15 protein-coding genes and 1 pseudogene are annotated in these 15,434 nt (G+C 68.3%); all 16 read left to right on the forward strand.

Annotated features, from left to right (window positions below; all coding sequences use genetic code 11):
• Window positions 1-88: 88 nt before the first annotated feature.
• Window positions 89-976: a LysR family transcriptional regulator gene (locus SZ55_RS09285; RefSeq protein ID WP_044404590.1), complete on the forward strand. Its 888-nt coding sequence runs from the start codon at window positions 89-91 to the stop codon at window positions 974-976.
• A 122-nt stretch (window positions 977-1,098) separates the two neighbouring features.
• Window positions 1,099-1,851: a substrate-binding periplasmic protein gene (locus tag SZ55_RS09290; RefSeq protein WP_044404593.1), complete on the forward strand. Its 753-nt coding sequence runs from the start codon at window positions 1,099-1,101 to the stop codon at window positions 1,849-1,851.
• Window positions 1,852-1,896: 45 nt separating this feature from the next.
• Window positions 1,897-2,595, forward strand: coding sequence for an alpha/beta fold hydrolase (locus SZ55_RS09295; RefSeq protein WP_044404596.1), 699 nt, complete (start codon window positions 1,897-1,899; stop codon window positions 2,593-2,595).
• Between the two features lie 70 nt (window positions 2,596-2,665).
• Window positions 2,666-4,489, forward strand: a complete 1,824-nt coding sequence (locus tag SZ55_RS09300; protein ID WP_044404598.1) for a PAS domain-containing protein — start codon at window positions 2,666-2,668, stop codon at window positions 4,487-4,489.
• Window positions 4,486-5,115 carry a response regulator gene (locus SZ55_RS09305; protein ID WP_044404601.1) on the forward strand — a complete coding sequence of 210 codons (630 nt, stop codon included), beginning with the start codon at window positions 4,486-4,488 and terminating at the stop codon, window positions 5,113-5,115. The genes SZ55_RS09300 and SZ55_RS09305 overlap by 4 nt, the downstream gene beginning before the upstream one ends.
• 592 nt (window positions 5,116-5,707) lie before the next feature.
• Window positions 5,708-6,484 (forward strand): methyl-accepting chemotaxis protein, encoded by a 777-nt coding sequence (locus SZ55_RS09310; RefSeq protein WP_442963696.1) that lies wholly within the window; start codon window positions 5,708-5,710, stop codon window positions 6,482-6,484.
• A 9-nt stretch (window positions 6,485-6,493) separates the two neighbouring features.
• The gene (locus tag SZ55_RS09315; RefSeq protein ID WP_044404608.1) at window positions 6,494-6,862 is read left to right on the forward strand and encodes a response regulator; all 369 of its coding nucleotides are present in this window, start codon (window positions 6,494-6,496) and stop codon (window positions 6,860-6,862) included.
• Window positions 6,863-6,875: 13 nt separating this feature from the next.
• Window positions 6,876-7,181, forward strand: coding sequence for an STAS domain-containing protein (locus SZ55_RS09320; protein WP_044404612.1), 306 nt, complete (start codon window positions 6,876-6,878; stop codon window positions 7,179-7,181).
• On the forward strand, window positions 7,181-9,346 hold the full coding sequence (locus SZ55_RS09325) for a chemotaxis protein CheA (protein ID WP_044404615.1): 2,166 nt from the start codon (window positions 7,181-7,183) through the stop codon (window positions 9,344-9,346). The genes SZ55_RS09320 and SZ55_RS09325 overlap by 1 nt, the downstream gene beginning before the upstream one ends.
• Entirely contained in the window at window positions 9,343-9,870 is a 528-nt protein-coding gene (locus SZ55_RS09330) for a chemotaxis protein CheW (protein WP_044404618.1), read from the forward strand. The genes SZ55_RS09325 and SZ55_RS09330 overlap by 4 nt, the downstream gene beginning before the upstream one ends.
• A 29-nt stretch (window positions 9,871-9,899) precedes the next feature.
• Window positions 9,900-11,534: a methyl-accepting chemotaxis protein gene (locus SZ55_RS09335; RefSeq protein WP_044404621.1), complete on the forward strand. Its 1,635-nt coding sequence runs from the start codon at window positions 9,900-9,902 to the stop codon at window positions 11,532-11,534.
• Between the two features lie 55 nt (window positions 11,535-11,589).
• Window positions 11,590-12,123: a chemotaxis protein CheW gene (locus SZ55_RS09340; RefSeq protein ID WP_044404624.1), complete on the forward strand. Its 534-nt coding sequence runs from the start codon at window positions 11,590-11,592 to the stop codon at window positions 12,121-12,123.
• A gap of 13 nt (window positions 12,124-12,136) precedes the next feature.
• Window positions 12,137-12,946 carry a CheR family methyltransferase gene (locus tag SZ55_RS09345; protein ID WP_044404627.1) on the forward strand — a complete coding sequence of 270 codons (810 nt, stop codon included), beginning with the start codon at window positions 12,137-12,139 and terminating at the stop codon, window positions 12,944-12,946.
• Window positions 12,939-13,448 carry a chemotaxis protein CheD gene (locus SZ55_RS09350; protein ID WP_044404629.1) on the forward strand — a complete coding sequence of 170 codons (510 nt, stop codon included), beginning with the start codon at window positions 12,939-12,941 and terminating at the stop codon, window positions 13,446-13,448. Before SZ55_RS09345 ends, SZ55_RS09350 begins: the two co-directional genes overlap by 8 nt.
• Window positions 13,445-14,524: a protein-glutamate methylesterase/protein-glutamine glutaminase gene (locus SZ55_RS09355; protein WP_044404632.1), complete on the forward strand. Its 1,080-nt coding sequence runs from the start codon at window positions 13,445-13,447 to the stop codon at window positions 14,522-14,524. The genes SZ55_RS09350 and SZ55_RS09355 overlap by 4 nt, the downstream gene beginning before the upstream one ends.
• A 124-nt stretch (window positions 14,525-14,648) precedes the next feature.
• A pseudogene (locus tag SZ55_RS29040) lies at window positions 14,649-15,428 on the forward strand (PAS domain-containing protein); the annotation flags it as partial.
• Between the last annotated feature and the right edge of the window lie 6 nt (window positions 15,429-15,434).

The raw sequence follows: 15,434 nt of genomic DNA on the forward strand, positions 1-15,434 counted from the left end.
TCCTGCTCCTGCTGGTTGTGATGGCGCTGGAAATTAGGGCCCTTTCACTGATAGAAAAAGACGACCGTCATCAACCGAGCTGACAACCATGGCCTTCAGCCGCGACACCCTGCGCACCTTCCTCGCCGTGCTCGACCACGGCTCCTTCTCCGCCGCCGCGCGCCAGCTCGGGCGCGTGCCCTCGGCGGTGAGCATGGCCGTCTCGCAGCTGGAGGCGGAGCTGGACCTGGTGCTGTTCGACCGTTCCACCCGCAAGGCCCTGCCCACCCCGGCGGCACTGGCCCTGGAGCCCCAGGCCCGCCAGGCCGCCAGCCAGCTCAACCTGCTGGACGCCCATGCCCTGCAACTGCACCAGGGGCTGGAGCGGCGGCTCAGCCTGGCCATGGCGCCGGAGCTGCAGAGCGGCACCTGGAGCCGCCCGCTGGCCAGCCTGGCGCGGGAGTTCCCGGCCCTGGAGGTGGAAGTCCGCTCGGCGCCCCAGGCCGAAGCCATCCGCCTGTTGCATGCCGGCGAAGTGCAACTGGCGCTGGTGTTCGAACGGCCGGGCATCGACGAGCGCGAGGCCTTCCAGGAAGCCGGCAGCCAGGTGCTGGTGGCCGTGGCGGCCCCGGACTTCGCCCCCGGCCCCCTGGACGAGCGGGAGATGGCCACGCGGCGGCAGATCATCGTCGCCAGCGGCGCGCCCACGGCCTCGGACCCGCAGATCGTCCTGGCCCACCGCGTCTGGCTCTGCGACAGCCACCTGGCGGCGCTGGAGCTGGTGCAGGCCGGCGTCGGCTGGGCCTACCTGCCCGAACCCCTGGTGGCGCCGCTGGTAGCCGGTGGATCGCTGGAAACGCTGCGCTTCGACAACATGAGCAGCCACCTGCGCATCGGCGTGGACATCGTCTGGCTGAAGGCGAACCCGACCGGCCTCGGCGCCCGACGCTACCTGGCGCTGATGCGCGAACAACTGGCCGGCAGCACCCCGGTGTGACCCCGGGCCGCCGAGGGCGGTCTCCCCCCTACGGGAGTCGGGTTGCACCCCTGCGGTTTCGGCTCCACAGTTCCGGCATCCACGCCCCTCGACGGACGCGGGCCATAACAGAAGAACCTCCCATGCGATTCCTTTCTGCCTTTCTGATCCTGCTGTTCCCGGCGTTTGCGCTGGCCGGGGCCGACACCCTGCGCGTGGACCTGCGCGACCGCCCGCCCGAGATGTGGAGCATCGACGGGCGCCCCACCGGCCCCCTGGTCAAGGTGCTGGAAGTGGCCGCCGAGCGCGCCGGCCTGCACCTGGAGTGGCGCTATGCTCCCTTCGCCCGCAGCCTGGCGGACCTGCGCGAAGGCCGCATCGACCTGGTGCCCCGGGTGCTGCCCGATCCCGAGCGCGACCGCTACCTGCACTACCTGCCGAGCATCGGCACCCAGGACAAGGACATCCTCTTCGCCATCCGCCCCACCCGGCAGGTGGAACGCTACGAAGACCTGGCGCCCCTGCGCATCGGCGTCAAGCGCAGCAGCCTGTACTTCCCGCGCTTCGACGCCGACACCGCACTGCACAAGCAGCCGGCGGTGGACGACGACATCCTGGTGCGAATGTTCCGCGCCGGCCGTATCGACGCCATCGCCGTGTTGGACAAGGCCGCCATCGACACCGCCTTCGAGAACATCCGCTTCCGCGACTACGCCTACGCCGGGTTGCGCGAGCCGATCCGCATCGAAAACCGCTTCGCCGCCTCGCAGAAGCTTTATGACAGCGGCCGCGCAGCGCTCTACGATCGCCTCGGCCGCGAGCTGGACGCCATGCGCCGCAACGGCGACGTGGTGTCCATCTACCGCGAACAAGGCGTCGAACCGCCCACCCCCTGAACCCATCGATGCCCGGCCCCGCCGGGCCGCCGTATCGAGTACCGCATGCCCCCTTCACCCGATGCCCTGCTCCTGCTGCCGGGCCTGCTCAACGACTCGCGCCTGTGGGCCCACCAGGCCGACGCCCTGCGCGCGGAGCGGCCGGTGCACGTCGCCGACCTGACCCGTGACGACAGCATTCCCGCCATGGCTCGCCGGGTACTGGCCGAGGCCCCGCCGCGCTTCGCCCTGGGCGCCCTCTCCATGGGCGGCTACGTGGCCTTCGAGATCCTCCGCCAGGCGCCGGAGCGGGTCACCCGCCTGGCCCTGGTGGACACCATGGCCAGCCCGGACAGCCCCGAGCGTGCGGCCAACCGCAAGGGCCTGCTGGAGCTGGCGCGCCACGGCCGCTTCGTCGGTGTCAGCCCGCAGTTGCTGCGCCGGCTGATCCACCCCCGCCACCTGGGCACCCCAGTGGCCGACACCGTGCGCGCCATGGCCCGTGATGTAGGGCGGGAAGGCTTCATCCGCCAGCAACAGGCGATCATCCGCCGCCAGGACGCCCTCGACCTGCTGCCACAGCTGACGCTCCCCACGCTGATCCTGGTGGGCGCCGACGACCTGATCACCCCGCCCGCCGAAGCGCGCCGGATGCACGCCGCCATTCCCGGCTCGCGCCTCGAGGTCATCCCCGAGTGCGGCCATCTGCCGCCCCTGGAGGCGCCGGAGCAGACGCTGTCGTTGCTGCGGGAATGGCTGGCCTGAGCAAAAACCTGCCAGTACTTCGCCACTGATCCATACTCCTTCGGTCGCATCGCACGTGATCGGGGGATTCATGGGCAACCATGCAGACGAAAGCATCTATCGCCGTGCATTCGAGTCGTCCTCGGTAGGCTTGGCCCTGCTGGGGCTTGACGGCCGCATCCAGCACATCAACCGGGCCCTGGTGGAGATGCTCGGGCAACCCGCAGCCGACCTGCTCGGCACCTCACTGGACGCCCTGCTGCACCCGCGCGACCGCCATGCGGTCCTCCGCGCCTTCGACCGGGCGCAGCGCCAGCATGAGGACCTGGAGTGCGGCGAGGTACGCTTGGCCACCTCGGCAGCCACACCCCAATGGCTGCACCTGGGCCTGCGCATGGTCGAGGACGACCATGGCCAGCCCACCCATTACCTGGTGCGCCTGCAACTGCCCCTGGGGCATCGCCAGCGTGCCGAACAGATGTACCTGCTGAGCTACGCCCTGGACTACACCGCCGACGGGGTGCTGCTGCTGGATGGCGAGCGGCACATCCGCTACCTCAACGAGGCGGCCTGCCGCCTCACCGGGCAGCCACGCCACCGCTTGCTCGGCCAGTCCCTGTCCCAGGTCCTCGCGCCGCTGGCCGGCAAGCTGGCGGACCTGCTGGCCGACGACGAGAGCCTGCAGGAGGCAGTGGAGAGCCAGCGCATCCTCAGCTGCGAACTGCAGGTGCCCGACGAGGACTCGCCGCGCTACGTCACCCTCCAGTTCAGCCACTTCCACTACAACCAGCGCCCCTACAGCCTGGCGCTGATCCACGACTTCACCGAGCAGCGGCGCATCGCCGACGCCCTGCTGCGCAACGAGCGGCAGTTCCGCGCGCTGATCGAGAACACCCCCGACGCCATCGGCCGGCTGACCCCTGACTTCCGCCTGCTCTACGCCAACCCGGCCCTGGAGGCGCTGTGCCGCCTGCCCCTGGTGGAGGCCCGCGGCCGCCCGGCTCGGGAAGTCTTCGGCGACAACTCGCAGGTCGACATCATGGCCGACCTGGTGCGCGAGGTGGCCGCCACCGGCGAGTCCATGGAGGAGGAACTGATCCACGGCATCGACGGCCCGAGCGACCAGCAGATCCACTACCTCATGCAACTGGTGCCGGAGCGCAATGCCGAGGGCGAGGTGACCAGCGTCATCTCCGTGGCCCGCGACATCAGCGGCATCCGCAAGGCCGAACGGCGCCTGGCGGCCAGCAACCGCCAGCTGCGCGAGCTGTCCAGCCGCCGGGAAAGCGCCCGCGAGGAGGAGCGCAAGCTGATCGCCCGGGAAATCCACGACGAACTCGGCCAGCACCTCACCGCCCTGCGCATGGGCATCTCCCTGCTGCGCCTGCGGCACGGCGAGCAGGCACCGGGGCTCGGCGAGGGCGTGGAGCGGCTCATGGCCCTGTGCGACCGCACCATCGGCGTGGTCCGCTCCATCGCCACCAGCCTGCGTCCCGCCGCCCTCAACATGGGCCTGTACCCCGCACTGGAATGGCTGATCGACGAGTTCCGCAGCCACCACACGCAGATCGCCTGCGAGCTGGTGGCCCACAGCGGCGCGCCGGCGCTGGACGACAGCCAGGCCACCACCGCCTTCCGCATCGTCCAGGAGGCGCTGACCAACATCGCCCGCCATTCCGGCGCCAGCCGCGCGGTGATCAGCCTGGAGCGGCTCGACGACCGCTACGTGCTGGACATCACCGACAACGGCCACGGCTTCGACCCGACCAAGGTCGGCAAACGCTCCCTGGGCCTGGCCGGCATGCGCGAGCGCGGCACCAGCCTGGGCGGCGAGGTGGTGATCTTCAGCCACCCGGGCCAGGGCACCACGGTGCAGGCCACCTTCCCCGTCAACGAGCCTACGGAGTCCCCATGACCCGCATCCTCATTGCCGACGACCACGCCATCATGCGCGGCGGCCTCAAGCAGTTGATCGAGTTCGACGCCCGCCTGCAGGTGGCAGCTGAAGCGGAGAACGGTGCCCAGGTGCTGGAGCAGCTGCGGACGGGCGAATTCGACCTGCTGCTGCTGGACATGAGCATGCCCGGGCTCAGCGGCGAGGACCTGATCAGCCGCGTGCACGGCCGCTACCCGCGCCTGCCGATCCTGGTGCTGAGCATGCACAACGAGGCGCAGATCGCCCAACGCGCCCTGCGTGCCGGGGCCAGCGGCTACCTGACCAAGGACCACAACCCGGAAACCCTGCTGGCTGCCATCCACCGGGTGGCCGGTGGCGGCCGCTACCTGGACCCGCGCATCGCCGAGCAGCTCGCCTTCGCCAGCAGCAGCCCCACGGACGACGCGGCCGCCCAGCTTTCCGACCGCGAGTTCCAGATCCTCCGCCTGCTGGCCCAGGGCCTCAGCGTCAACCAGATCGCCGACCAGCTGGTGATCAGCAACAAGACCGTCAGCACCCACAAGACCCGGCTGATGGAGAAGATGGGCTTCACCTGCAACGCCGACATCATCAAGTACGCCATGACCCACGGCCTGACGGCCTGATCGGGCCGTCTGCCCCGCCGCATCCGAGGGCCCGCCATCACGCGGCCCCTCGGGAAATCCCTACAAAAAAGCAGGATGTCCCGAGGCCATCACCGGGATAGGACGATAGGGCCGATCACGCCCCGCGCCCATGCTGGACACAACCCCGCAACGCATCGCCGCTGCGGGCCCCGTGTCCTCAAGGAGCGCGACCGTGACGAGCCCGAACCCCACTTCCAGCGTCCCCTGGCTGCCCATCGCCCTCTGCGGTGCCGGTTGCGCGGTGCTGTTCTGGACGGCCAGCCAGTTCCCCTCCCCGGCCTGGGCCCTGGCGGCCGTGGCGCCCACGCTGCTGCTGTGGGTCGTCATCGCCCAGCGCGACGGCGCCCACCAGCAGGCCCTGCACCGCACCCATGACGAGGCCCTGGCCGAAGGTGCCCGCCAGGAGGCCGAGCGCCATGTACAGGGGCTGCCGGAGCTGTGCACCCGCATCGCCCCCATCTGGTCGGCCCAGATCGAATCCGCCCGCCACCAGACCCAGACCGCCATCGAAGCCCTCGCCGAGCGCTTCGCCCGCCTCGCCGGCCGCATCAGCGACGCAGTCTCCAGCGGCATGCAGGCCGACAGCGATGCCCTGGTCACCCTGCTGGCCCAGAGCGAAGTGGAGCTCGAAGACATCGTCAGCCAGCTGCGCCTGGCGCTCTCCAGCAAGGAGAGCCTGCTGCAGGAGGTGGAGCGACTGAACAGCTACACCGCCCAGCTGCGCACCATGGCCAAGGAAGTGGGCGACGTGGCCAAGCAGACCAACCTGCTGGCCCTCAACGCCGCCATCGAAGCCGCCCGCGCCGGTGAAGCCGGTCGCGGCTTCGCCGTGGTCGCCGACGAGGTGCGCAAGCTCTCCACCCTCTCCGAGGAAACCGGCAAGCGCATCGGCGACACCATCGAGACCGTCAGCGGCGCCATCGAGCGCACCCTGCAGGTCTCCAACGAACACGCCACCCGCGACGCCGGGACCCTGGAGAACGCCAGCCAGGTGATCCGCCAGGTGATCGCCCAGTTCCGCTCCGGCGCCACCCGCCTGGTGGAACAGGGCAACGCCCTGCGCAACGACAACGCCGTGGTCGGCGAGGAAATCTCCGAGGTGCTGGTGGCCCTGCAGTTCCAGGACCGGGTCAGCCAGATGCTCGGCCACATGCGTGACGACATCAGCCGCCTGGCCCAGCACCTGGAGGAGGACGACGCCCGCCACGTGGACGCCCGCTCCTGGCTCGACGAGCTCTCCCGCACCTACACCACCCCCGAACAGCACGCCATCCACCAAGGCCGCAAGAGCAGCCAGAGCACCACCAGTGGCGCCAGCGAATCCGCTTCCGACATCACCTTCTTCTGAGGACCGATCATGGCCAAGACCATTCTCATCGTCGACGACTCCGCCTCCATCCGCCAGGTGGTGGGCATGACCTTGAAAAACGCCGGCTACGACGTGCTCGAAGGCGTCGACGGCAAGGACGCGCTGACCAAGCTGGACGGCCGCAAGGTCCACCTGATCATCAGCGACGTGAACATGCCGAACATGGACGGCATCACCTTCCTGAAGAACGTCAAGCAGTTGGCGGCCTACAAGTTCACCCCCGTGATCATGCTCACCACCGAGGCCGGCGACGCCAAGAAAGCCGAGGGCCAGGCCGCCGGGGCCAAGGCCTGGGTGGTCAAGCCCTTCCAGCCGGCCCAGATGCTGACGGCCGTTTCCAAGCTGATCCTGCCGTGATCGGGAGACTGCCATGAGCACCCTGGAATCCCCCGATGGCAGCCGCCGCCTGGCCCTGGACAGCGCGCTGACCATCTACACCGCCGCCGACACCAAGCTGCTGCTGGCCAACGCCCTGCAAGGCGCCGTGGCCCTGCACCTGGACCTCAGCGCCATCGAGGAAGTGGATTGCGCCGGCCTGCAGCTGCTGCTGGCGGCCTGCCAGGAGGCTCGGCGCCAACACGTCAACCTCAGCCTCGAAGGGGCCAGCCCGGCCATGACCGAGATCCTGCAACTGAGCGGCCTGCGTGACCTGCTCCCCATCGGAGGGCTGCACTGATGAACCTCGACAGCGTGATCGGCACCTTCATCGCCGAAAGCCGGGAACTGCTGCAGCAGATGGAAGATGCCCTGCTGCAGATCGAGCAATCCCCGGAAGACCCCGAACTGATCAACGCCATCTTCCGCGCCGCCCACACCATCAAGGGCTCATCCGGGCTGTTCGGCTTCGACTCCATCGTCGCCTTCACCCACGTGGCCGAGAGCGTGCTGGACCGCGTCCGCGCCGGTGAACTGCCGTTCAGCGCCGACCTCAGCGCCCTGATGCTGCTGGTGGGCGACCACCTGGCCGGCCTGGTCAACCACCTCGCCGAGGGCCGCGACCTGGCCGAGCTGCCGGAGGTGATGGGCATCCACGAAGCCGAATTGGTGCAACGCCTCAGCCAGTACCTGAACAGCACCCCGGCCGCCACCGCCGAAACGCCTTCCGAATGTGCAGCCGCCCCCCGCGATGGCGTCGCCAGCCAGCACTGGCACCTGTCCCTGCGCTTCGGTGCCGACAGCCTGCGCGATGGCATGGACCCGGTGTCCTTCCTGCGCTACCTCGTCACCTTCGGCGACCTGCTGCACATCGAACCGGTGCTCGACCACCTGCCCAGCTTCGAGGCCCTCGATCCCGAAGCCTGCTACCTGGGCCTGGAAGTGGCCTTCACAACCGAGGCCGACCAGGCGGTGATCGAAGGCGCCTTCGACTTCGTCCGCGCAGAGGGCCGCATCCGCATCCTGCCGCCCGGCGCGCCCCTTGCCCGCTACGCCGAACTGCTGGCCGAGCAGACCGATGAAGGCGAGGCCCAACGCCAGCGCCTGCTGCGTTGCGGCACCCTCAGCGAAGCCGAACTGGCCAGCCTCGATGCCCCGCAGGCCAACGACGCCCAGGCCGCTTCCAGCCCCGAGGCACCGGCCGCCGCCGCCGAGCCGGGCGAGACCGCCGCAGTCGGCAAGGCCCTCAAGGAAACCGCCCGCGCCAGCGGCGAGGCCAACCTGATCCGCGTCGACGCCGGCAAGCTGGACCAGCTGATCAACCTGGTGGGCGAGCTGATCATCGCCGGCGCCAACACCCGCATGCTCGCCCAGGGCTGCGGCCTGGTGAACATGAGCGAGTCCGCCGAGACCCTCTCGCGCCTGGTGGAGGAAGTCCGCGACTCCGCCCTGACCCTGCGCATGGTGCAGATCGGCGCCACCTTCAACCGCTTCCAGCGGGTGGTGCGCGACGTCTCCAAGGAGCTGGGCAAGGACATCGTCCTGCACATCAGCGGTGGCGACACCGAGCTGGACAAGACGGTGGTGGAGAAGATCGGCGATCCCCTCACCCACCTGGTGCGCAACGCCATGGACCACGGCATCGAGCCGGCCGAGCAGCGTCGCGCCAGCGGCAAGCCCCTGCAGGGCGTGGTGCGCCTGAACGCCTACCACGAAGCCGGCGGCATCGTCATCGAAGTGAGCGACGACGGCGGCGGCCTCAACCCGCAGAAGATCCTCGCCAAGGCCGTGCAGCGCGGCCTGATCACCGAAGGCCAGCAGCTCTCGGACAAGGACACCTTCAACCTGATCTTCGAGCCCGGCTTCTCCACCGCCGACCAGATCAGCAACCTCTCCGGCCGCGGCGTCGGCATGGACGTGGTCAAGCGCAACATCACCGCCCTGCGCGGCACGGTGGAGCTGGACAGCCAACTGGGCGCCGGCACCTGCGTACGCATCCGCCTGCCGCTGACCCTGGCCATCATCGACGGCTTCCTCATCGGCGTCGGCAGCTCCAGCTACGTGGTGCCCCTGGACATGGTGGAGGAATGCATCGAGCTGCCCAGCAGCGAGCTGGACGACCTCGACCAACTGGACCTGCGCGGCGACGTGCTGCCCTTCATCCGCCTGCGCAACCTGTTCGAGGAAGCCAGCCTGCGGCCCCGCCGGGAGAACGTGGTGGTGGTCAGCTACGCCGGGGTCCGCGCCGGCCTGGTGGTGGACCAGCTCCACGGCGAGTTCCAGACCGTCATCAAGCCCCTCGGCAAGGTGTTCGGCCAGGTCCCGTCGCTCTCCGGCTTCACCATCCTCGGCAGCGGCGCGGTGGCGCTGATCCTCGACATCCCCGGCCTGCTCGCCCAGTTCGCACAGCCTGGCCGCCCCGGCGCCAGCGGCGCCGCCCTCAGCCAACGGAGTAGCCTGCAATGAGTACCGCCAGCCTGCCCCTGCCGGAGTTCGTCGACGACGAGCAACGCCAGTACCTGACCTTCCGGGTCGGCCGTGACCTGTTCGGTGTCGCCACCCGCTACGTGCGGGAGATCCTCGAATTCCACGCCATCACCCAGGTGCCGATGATGCCGCCGCTGGTGCGCGGAGTGATCAACCTGCGCGGCGCCGTGGTGCCGATCATCGACCTCGCCGAGCGCTTCGGCCTCGGCAGCACCGAACTGGGCCCGCGCACCTGCATCGTCATCATCGAGCTGCAGGACGGCGAGGAGGCCCAGTTGATGGGCGCCCTGGTGGATGCCGTCACCGCCGTCGCCGAGATCGAGCCGCCCGCCCTGCGCCAGGCCCCGGCCTTCGGCAGCCGCGTACCCCCGGAATACATCGAAGACCTCGCCCGTGTGGACGAACGCTTTCTCACCCTGCTGCGCATGGAGCAGGTGCTGAACGTCGACCAGATCGCCGCCCTGGCCGGCCAGCGCAACACCCCCCGACTGTCCCTCGTCTGATTGCGCAGACGCGCACAGGAGTCCTGAAAATGACCATCAGCAAAAAAATGATCCTCCTGGTGATGTCCGCCCTGCTCGGCATCATCCTGCTCTCCGGGATCGCCTACCAGCAGATGAACCAGGTCTACACCGCAGCCAACTTCGCCAACGTCAACTCGGTCCCGAGCATCGTGGCCTTGAACAAGCTGCGTAATGCGGTCAACACCCAGGTCCAACTGGTCTACACCCACATCCTCACCACTGACGACAAGACCATGGCGGAGATCGACGCCACCATCAAAACCAACCGCGATGACATCCAGGTCGCCATCGACGACTACGCCAAGTTGCTCGCCGATGATGAGGACCGGCAACTGCTGGACGCTGATCGCAAGGGCATCAGCGAGTTCCTGCAAGGCGCCGAGGCGGTCCTGGTGCTGTCGCGTACCAACCAGAACGAGCAAGCCCGTGACGGGATGATCCACCTCACCCTGAACGTCATCAATCCGCTGCGAGACACACTGAACAAGCACCGTGACTACAACGTGAAGATGGCCAATGACGCGGGTCTCAGCGCCGAGGCCACTCGCCAGCAGGCCACGCTGATCTCCATCACCGTGTCCGTCATCACCCTGATCGTGATCGGGCTGATAGGCGGCCTGATCACCCGCAACCTGCTGCGCCAACTGGGTGGTGAACCGGCCTACGCCGCCGATGTGGTCAGCCGCATCGCCGCCGGCGACCTGACCACCACCGTGGACACCAAGCCTGGCGATACCAGCAGCATGCTCGCCGCAATCAAGACCATGGTGGAGAAGCTTGGCCAGATCATCGGTGAGGTACGCAGCAACGCCGACTCCCTGAGCAGCGCCTCGGAGGAAATCTCCGCCACCGCCCAGAGCATGAGCCAGGGCGCCTCGGAACAAGCGGCTTCGGTGGAAGAAACCAGTGCCTCGATGGAGCAGATGTCCGCCTCCATCGCGCAGAACACCGAGAACGCCAAGGTCACCGACGGCATGGCCGGCAAGGCCGCCCGCGAGGCCAACGAAGGTGGCCAGGCCGTGCGCGATACCGTGTCGGCCATGAAGACCATCGCCGAGAAGATCAGCATCGTCGACGACATCGCCTACCAGACCAACCTGCTGGCCCTCAACGCCGCCATCGAGGCCGCACGGGCCGGTGAACACGGCAAGGGCTTCGCGGTGGTGGCCGCCGAGGTGCGCAAGCTGGCCGAACGCAGCCAGGTGGCCGCCCAGGAGATCAGCGAAGTGGCCAAGAGCAGCGTCTCCCTGGCCGAACGCGCCGGCACCCTGCTGGACCAGATGGTGCCCTCCATCGCCAAGACCTCCGACCTGGTGCAGGAGATCGCCGCCGCCTCGGAAGAGCAGACCACCGGCGTCAGCCAGATCAACACCGCAATGAGCCAGCTCAGCGAGATCACCCAGCAGTCCGCCTCCTCCGCCGAGGAGCTGGCCGCCACCGCCGAGGAAATGAGCGGCCAGGCCGAGCAGCTGCAACAGCTGATGGACTTCTTCAAGGTCAACAACGGTGGCAAGGGCGGCCGTGATGTCGGCGCCAAGGGCAAGGCGAGTGCGGCGCGCAAGGTCTCCCGCCCGGTCGTTGACGAAAGCGACAGTGACTTCGACGACGCGGTACCGGCTGGATTCGTCCGCTTCCAGCACTGAACCGACCTCTCGATACCGTGACCGGGGCACCCACCGGTGCCCCCAGGAGCGAAGCATGTCCAGCTTCTTCAGCCGCCCCGGCGACGCTACCCAGCCGGATACGCCCCAGCAGTACCTGACCTTCACCCTGGCCGACGAAGTGTTCGCCGTCGGCACCCGCAGCGTCCGCGAGATCATCGAGTACGGCCACCTGACCCCGGTGCCGATGATGCCGTCCTGCGTGCTGGGAGTGATCAACCTACGCGGTGGGGTCGTCCCGATCATGGACCTGCGCCAGCGCTTCGGCGCCGGTCAGACCGTCATCGGCCGCCGCAGCTGCATCGTCATCCTGGAAGTGGAGCGTGATGAGCTGCGCCAGGTGATGGGCATCGTCGTCGAAGCGGTTAACGCCGTGATCGAGATCGCCGCCCAGGACATTGAGCCGGCCCCCCGCTTCGGTGCCCGCATCCGTACCGACTTCATCCACGGCATGGCCAAGCTCGACGGCCACCTGGTGGTGCTGTTGAACATCGGCCAGGCGCTGTCCCTGGATGATCTGCAACGCCTGGCCGACGTCGGCAACGCCAGTGACCTGCAACAGTCGGCCTGAACAGGAGCCCGCCATGACCGATCTCAGCCTCTCCAACCGCGAGTTCCAGCAGTTCCGCGGAATGATCCACGAGATCGCCGGCATCGCCATGTCGGAGGCCAAGCGCCAGCTCATCGCCGGCCGGCTGAACAAGCGCCTGCGCCATTTCGGCCTGGGCAGCTACGGCGACTACTACCAGTTGCTGATGAAGGACAGGGGCGAGCTGCAGATTGCCGTCGACCTGCTCACCACCAACGAGACCTACTTCTTCCGCGAGCCCAAGCACTTCGAGTTCCTGCGCGAGAAGCTGGGCACCGAGCTGCGCAGCGGCAGCGGCCCGCTGCGCATCTGGAGCGCTGCCTGCTCCAGCGGCGAGGAGCCCTACACCCTGGCCCTGCTGCTGGCCGATGCCGTTGCAAGCCGCCCCTGGGAGATCCTCGCCTCGGACATCAGCACGCGCATCCTCGACAAGGCCCGGGCCGGCCTCTACCCGCTGGAGGACGCCGAAGGCATCCCCGGCAACCTGCGCCAGCGCTTCTGCCTGCGGGGCACCGGCAGCAACGAGGGGCTGTTCACCCTGGACCCGGCCCTCAAGCGCCGTGTGCAGTTCCGCCAGATCAACCTCAACAACACGCTGCCGGACGTGGGCGTGTTCGACGTGATCTTCCTGCGCAACGTGATGATCTACTTCGACGCCGACACCAAGCGCCAGGTGGTGCAACGGCTGTGCGCACGCCTGCGCCCGGGGGGGTACTTCCTGGTCAGCCATTCGGAAAGCCTCAACGGCATCAGCGAAGAGCTGCAATCCGTACGCCCTTCGATCTACCGGAGGCCCCATGCGTAAGCCCAAGGGCGTCATCGAGGTGTTCCTGCAACCGGGCGAGTTGTACTTCGGCGACCGCTACACCCGCCTGCGCACGCTGCTGGGCTCCTGCGTCTCCATCGTGCTCTGGCACCGCGAGGCGCTCCTGGGGGGCATGTGCCACTACATGCTGCCGGCCTGCCGCCACCCCGGGGTGGAACCGGACGGGCGCTACGCCGATGCCGCCCTGCACCAGCTGCTGCAGGAGATCCGCAACAGCGGCACCCGCGCCACGGACTACCGCATCAGCCTGTTCGGCGGCGGCAACATGCTCGGCGCCCGCGAGCGCCGGCACATCGGCCAGCAGAACATCGAGGCCGGCCTGGCCCTGCTGGCCGCCCATGGCCTCACCTGCCACGCCCGCCATGTGGGCGGCGAGGGCTACCGCAACCTGATCTTCGACGTGTGGAGCGGCAACATCGCGCTCCGCCACCCCAACCCGCAACAACTTGCCAGTCGGCGCTACGAGGCCTGCTCGCCATGAACAAGATCAAGGTGATGATCGTCGACGACTCCGCAGTCGTGAGACAGGTACTGACCGGCAGCCTGTCCGGCCACAGTGGCATCGAGGTGATCGGCGCAGCCGCTGACCCGCTGTTCGCCCTGGAGCGGATGAACCGCAACTGGCCGGACGTGATCGTGCTGGACGTGGAGATGCCGCGCATGGACGGCATCTCCTTCCTGAAAAAGCTGATGGCCGAGCACCCCACACCGGTGGTGATCTGCTCGACCCTGACCGAGAAAGGCGCGGCCACCACCATGGAGGCCCTGGCCGCCGGTGCCGTGGCCATCGTCACAAAGCCCCAGGGCAACCTGCGCCAGTTCCTCGTCGAGGCCACCGAAGAGCTGGTGAGCGCCATCAAGGCTGCATCGCAGGCCCGCCTCAAGCGCATGCCCGGCAGCGCATCGGCCCCTGCACCCGCCCTGGCGCCCAAGCTCACCGCCGACGCCATCCTGCCGTCTGGCGGGCCAGCCGCCATGACCCGCACCACCGAACGCATCGTCGCCCTGGGCACCTCCACCGGCGGCACCCAGGCCCTGGAGCAGGTGCTCACCGCCCTGCCCCGGGTCTGCCCGGGCATCGTCATCGTCCAGCACATGCCGGAGAAGTTCACCGCGGCCTTCGCCGCGAGACTGGACGCCCTGTGCCAGATCGAGGTGCGCGAGGCGCGCCACGGCGACCGGGTGATTCCGGGCCGTGCGCTGATCGCCCCCGGTGGCCGCCACATGCTGCTCAAGCGCAACGGTGCGCAATACGTGGTGGACATCGTCGACGGCCCGCCGGTGTCCCGGCACAAGCCTTCGGTGGACGTGCTGTTCCGCTCTGCCGCCCGCGCGGCGGGGGCCAACGCCACCGGCATCATCATGACCGGCATGGGCGACGACGGTGCCCGCGGGCTGCGGGAGATGTACGAGGCCGGGGCCTACACCCTCGGGCAGGACGAAGCCACCTGCGTGGTCTACGGCATGCCCAAGGAAGCCCGCAAGCTGGACGCGGTGCACCGGGAAATCCCCCTGGAGCAGATCCCGGCCTACATCCTGAGGGGCGACCGCCCCTGAGTTCGCGGCCCATCGACACGTCGTCGGCGACTTCCCCACTCCGTCGCCGGTGCCGGTGGGCCCTTTTGAATCCGGGCGTGCGTTTAGAACCCGCACACCCGACGCCACCTTGGAGCGAAGCGAGATGATCCTGTTCAGTGCAGCCATCAAGAACGAACTTGCCCAGTGCCAGGATGACCTGGCTGAAGCCACCGCCCTGCGCGAGGCGCTGGACCGCTCCCAGGCCATCATCGAGTTCCTGCCCGACGGCACCATCGTCAAGGCCAACGACAACTTCCTGCGCACCATGGGCTACCGCCTGGACGAGATCGTCGGCCGGCACCACCGCATGTTCTGCGAGCCGGAACTGGCTAACAGCGTCGAATACCGGCGCTTCTGGGAACGGTTGGCCCAGGGCGAGTTCATCCGCGAACGCTTCCTGCGGCTGGACAAGCAAGGGCGCGATGTGTGGCTGGAGGCCACCTACAACCCGGTGCGCGACGCCACAGGGCGGGTCACCAAGGTGATCAAGCTGGCCACCGACATCAGCGCCAACCTCCTGCATGAACACGAGGAGGACGCGATCATCAACGCCATCAACCGCTCCATGGCGGTCATCGAGTTCAACCCGGCTGGCGAGGTGGTCGCCGCCAACGAAAACTTCCTCGCCGTTACCGGCTACCGCAAACAGGAGGTGGTCGGCCAGCACCATCGGATTTTCTGCTCCCATGAAGAGTCCGGCAGTCCGGCCTACCAGCAGTTCTGGCAGCGGTTGAACCGGGGGGAGTACGTCAGCGGTCGCTTCGAGCGGCGCAATCGCCACGGTGGAGTCATCTGGCTGGAGGCCAGCTACAACCCGGTCTTCGACACCCGGGGCAAGCTGTACAAGATCGTCAAGTTCGCCTCCGACATCACCGCCGAGGTGCTGGAG

The organism is Pseudomonas sp. FeS53a (assembly GCF_000931385.1).
Classification (GTDB): Bacteria; Pseudomonadota; Gammaproteobacteria; order Pseudomonadales; family Pseudomonadaceae; genus Metapseudomonas; species Metapseudomonas otitidis.

Excerpts from the sequence above, each read along its gene's own strand:
- SZ55_RS09285 (WP_044404590.1), top strand. The coding sequence starts at position 89 with ATGGCCTTCAGCCGCGACACCCTGCGCACCTTCCTCGCCGTGCTCGAC.
- SZ55_RS09290 (WP_044404593.1), top strand. The coding sequence starts at position 1,099 with ATGCGATTCCTTTCTGCCTTTCTGATCCTGCTGTTCCCGGCGTTTGCG.
- SZ55_RS09295 (WP_044404596.1), top strand. The coding sequence starts at position 1,897 with ATGCCCCCTTCACCCGATGCCCTGCTCCTGCTGCCGGGCCTGCTCAAC.
- SZ55_RS09300 (WP_044404598.1), top strand. The coding sequence starts at position 2,666 with ATGGGCAACCATGCAGACGAAAGCATCTATCGCCGTGCATTCGAGTCG.
- SZ55_RS09305 (WP_044404601.1), top strand. The coding sequence starts at position 4,486 with ATGACCCGCATCCTCATTGCCGACGACCACGCCATCATGCGCGGCGGC.
- SZ55_RS09310 (WP_442963696.1), top strand. The coding sequence starts at position 5,708 with ATGCAGGCCGACAGCGATGCCCTGGTCACCCTGCTGGCCCAGAGCGAA.
- SZ55_RS09315 (WP_044404608.1), top strand. The coding sequence starts at position 6,494 with ATGGCCAAGACCATTCTCATCGTCGACGACTCCGCCTCCATCCGCCAG.
- SZ55_RS09320 (WP_044404612.1), top strand. The coding sequence starts at position 6,876 with ATGAGCACCCTGGAATCCCCCGATGGCAGCCGCCGCCTGGCCCTGGAC.
- SZ55_RS09325 (WP_044404615.1), top strand. The coding sequence starts at position 7,181 with ATGAACCTCGACAGCGTGATCGGCACCTTCATCGCCGAAAGCCGGGAA.
- SZ55_RS09330 (WP_044404618.1), top strand. The coding sequence starts at position 9,343 with ATGAGTACCGCCAGCCTGCCCCTGCCGGAGTTCGTCGACGACGAGCAA.
- SZ55_RS09335 (WP_044404621.1), top strand. The coding sequence starts at position 9,900 with ATGACCATCAGCAAAAAAATGATCCTCCTGGTGATGTCCGCCCTGCTC.
- SZ55_RS09340 (WP_044404624.1), top strand. The coding sequence starts at position 11,590 with ATGTCCAGCTTCTTCAGCCGCCCCGGCGACGCTACCCAGCCGGATACG.
- SZ55_RS09345 (WP_044404627.1), top strand. The coding sequence starts at position 12,137 with ATGACCGATCTCAGCCTCTCCAACCGCGAGTTCCAGCAGTTCCGCGGA.
- SZ55_RS09350 (WP_044404629.1), top strand. The coding sequence starts at position 12,939 with ATGCGTAAGCCCAAGGGCGTCATCGAGGTGTTCCTGCAACCGGGCGAG.
- SZ55_RS09355 (WP_044404632.1), top strand. The coding sequence starts at position 13,445 with ATGAACAAGATCAAGGTGATGATCGTCGACGACTCCGCAGTCGTGAGA.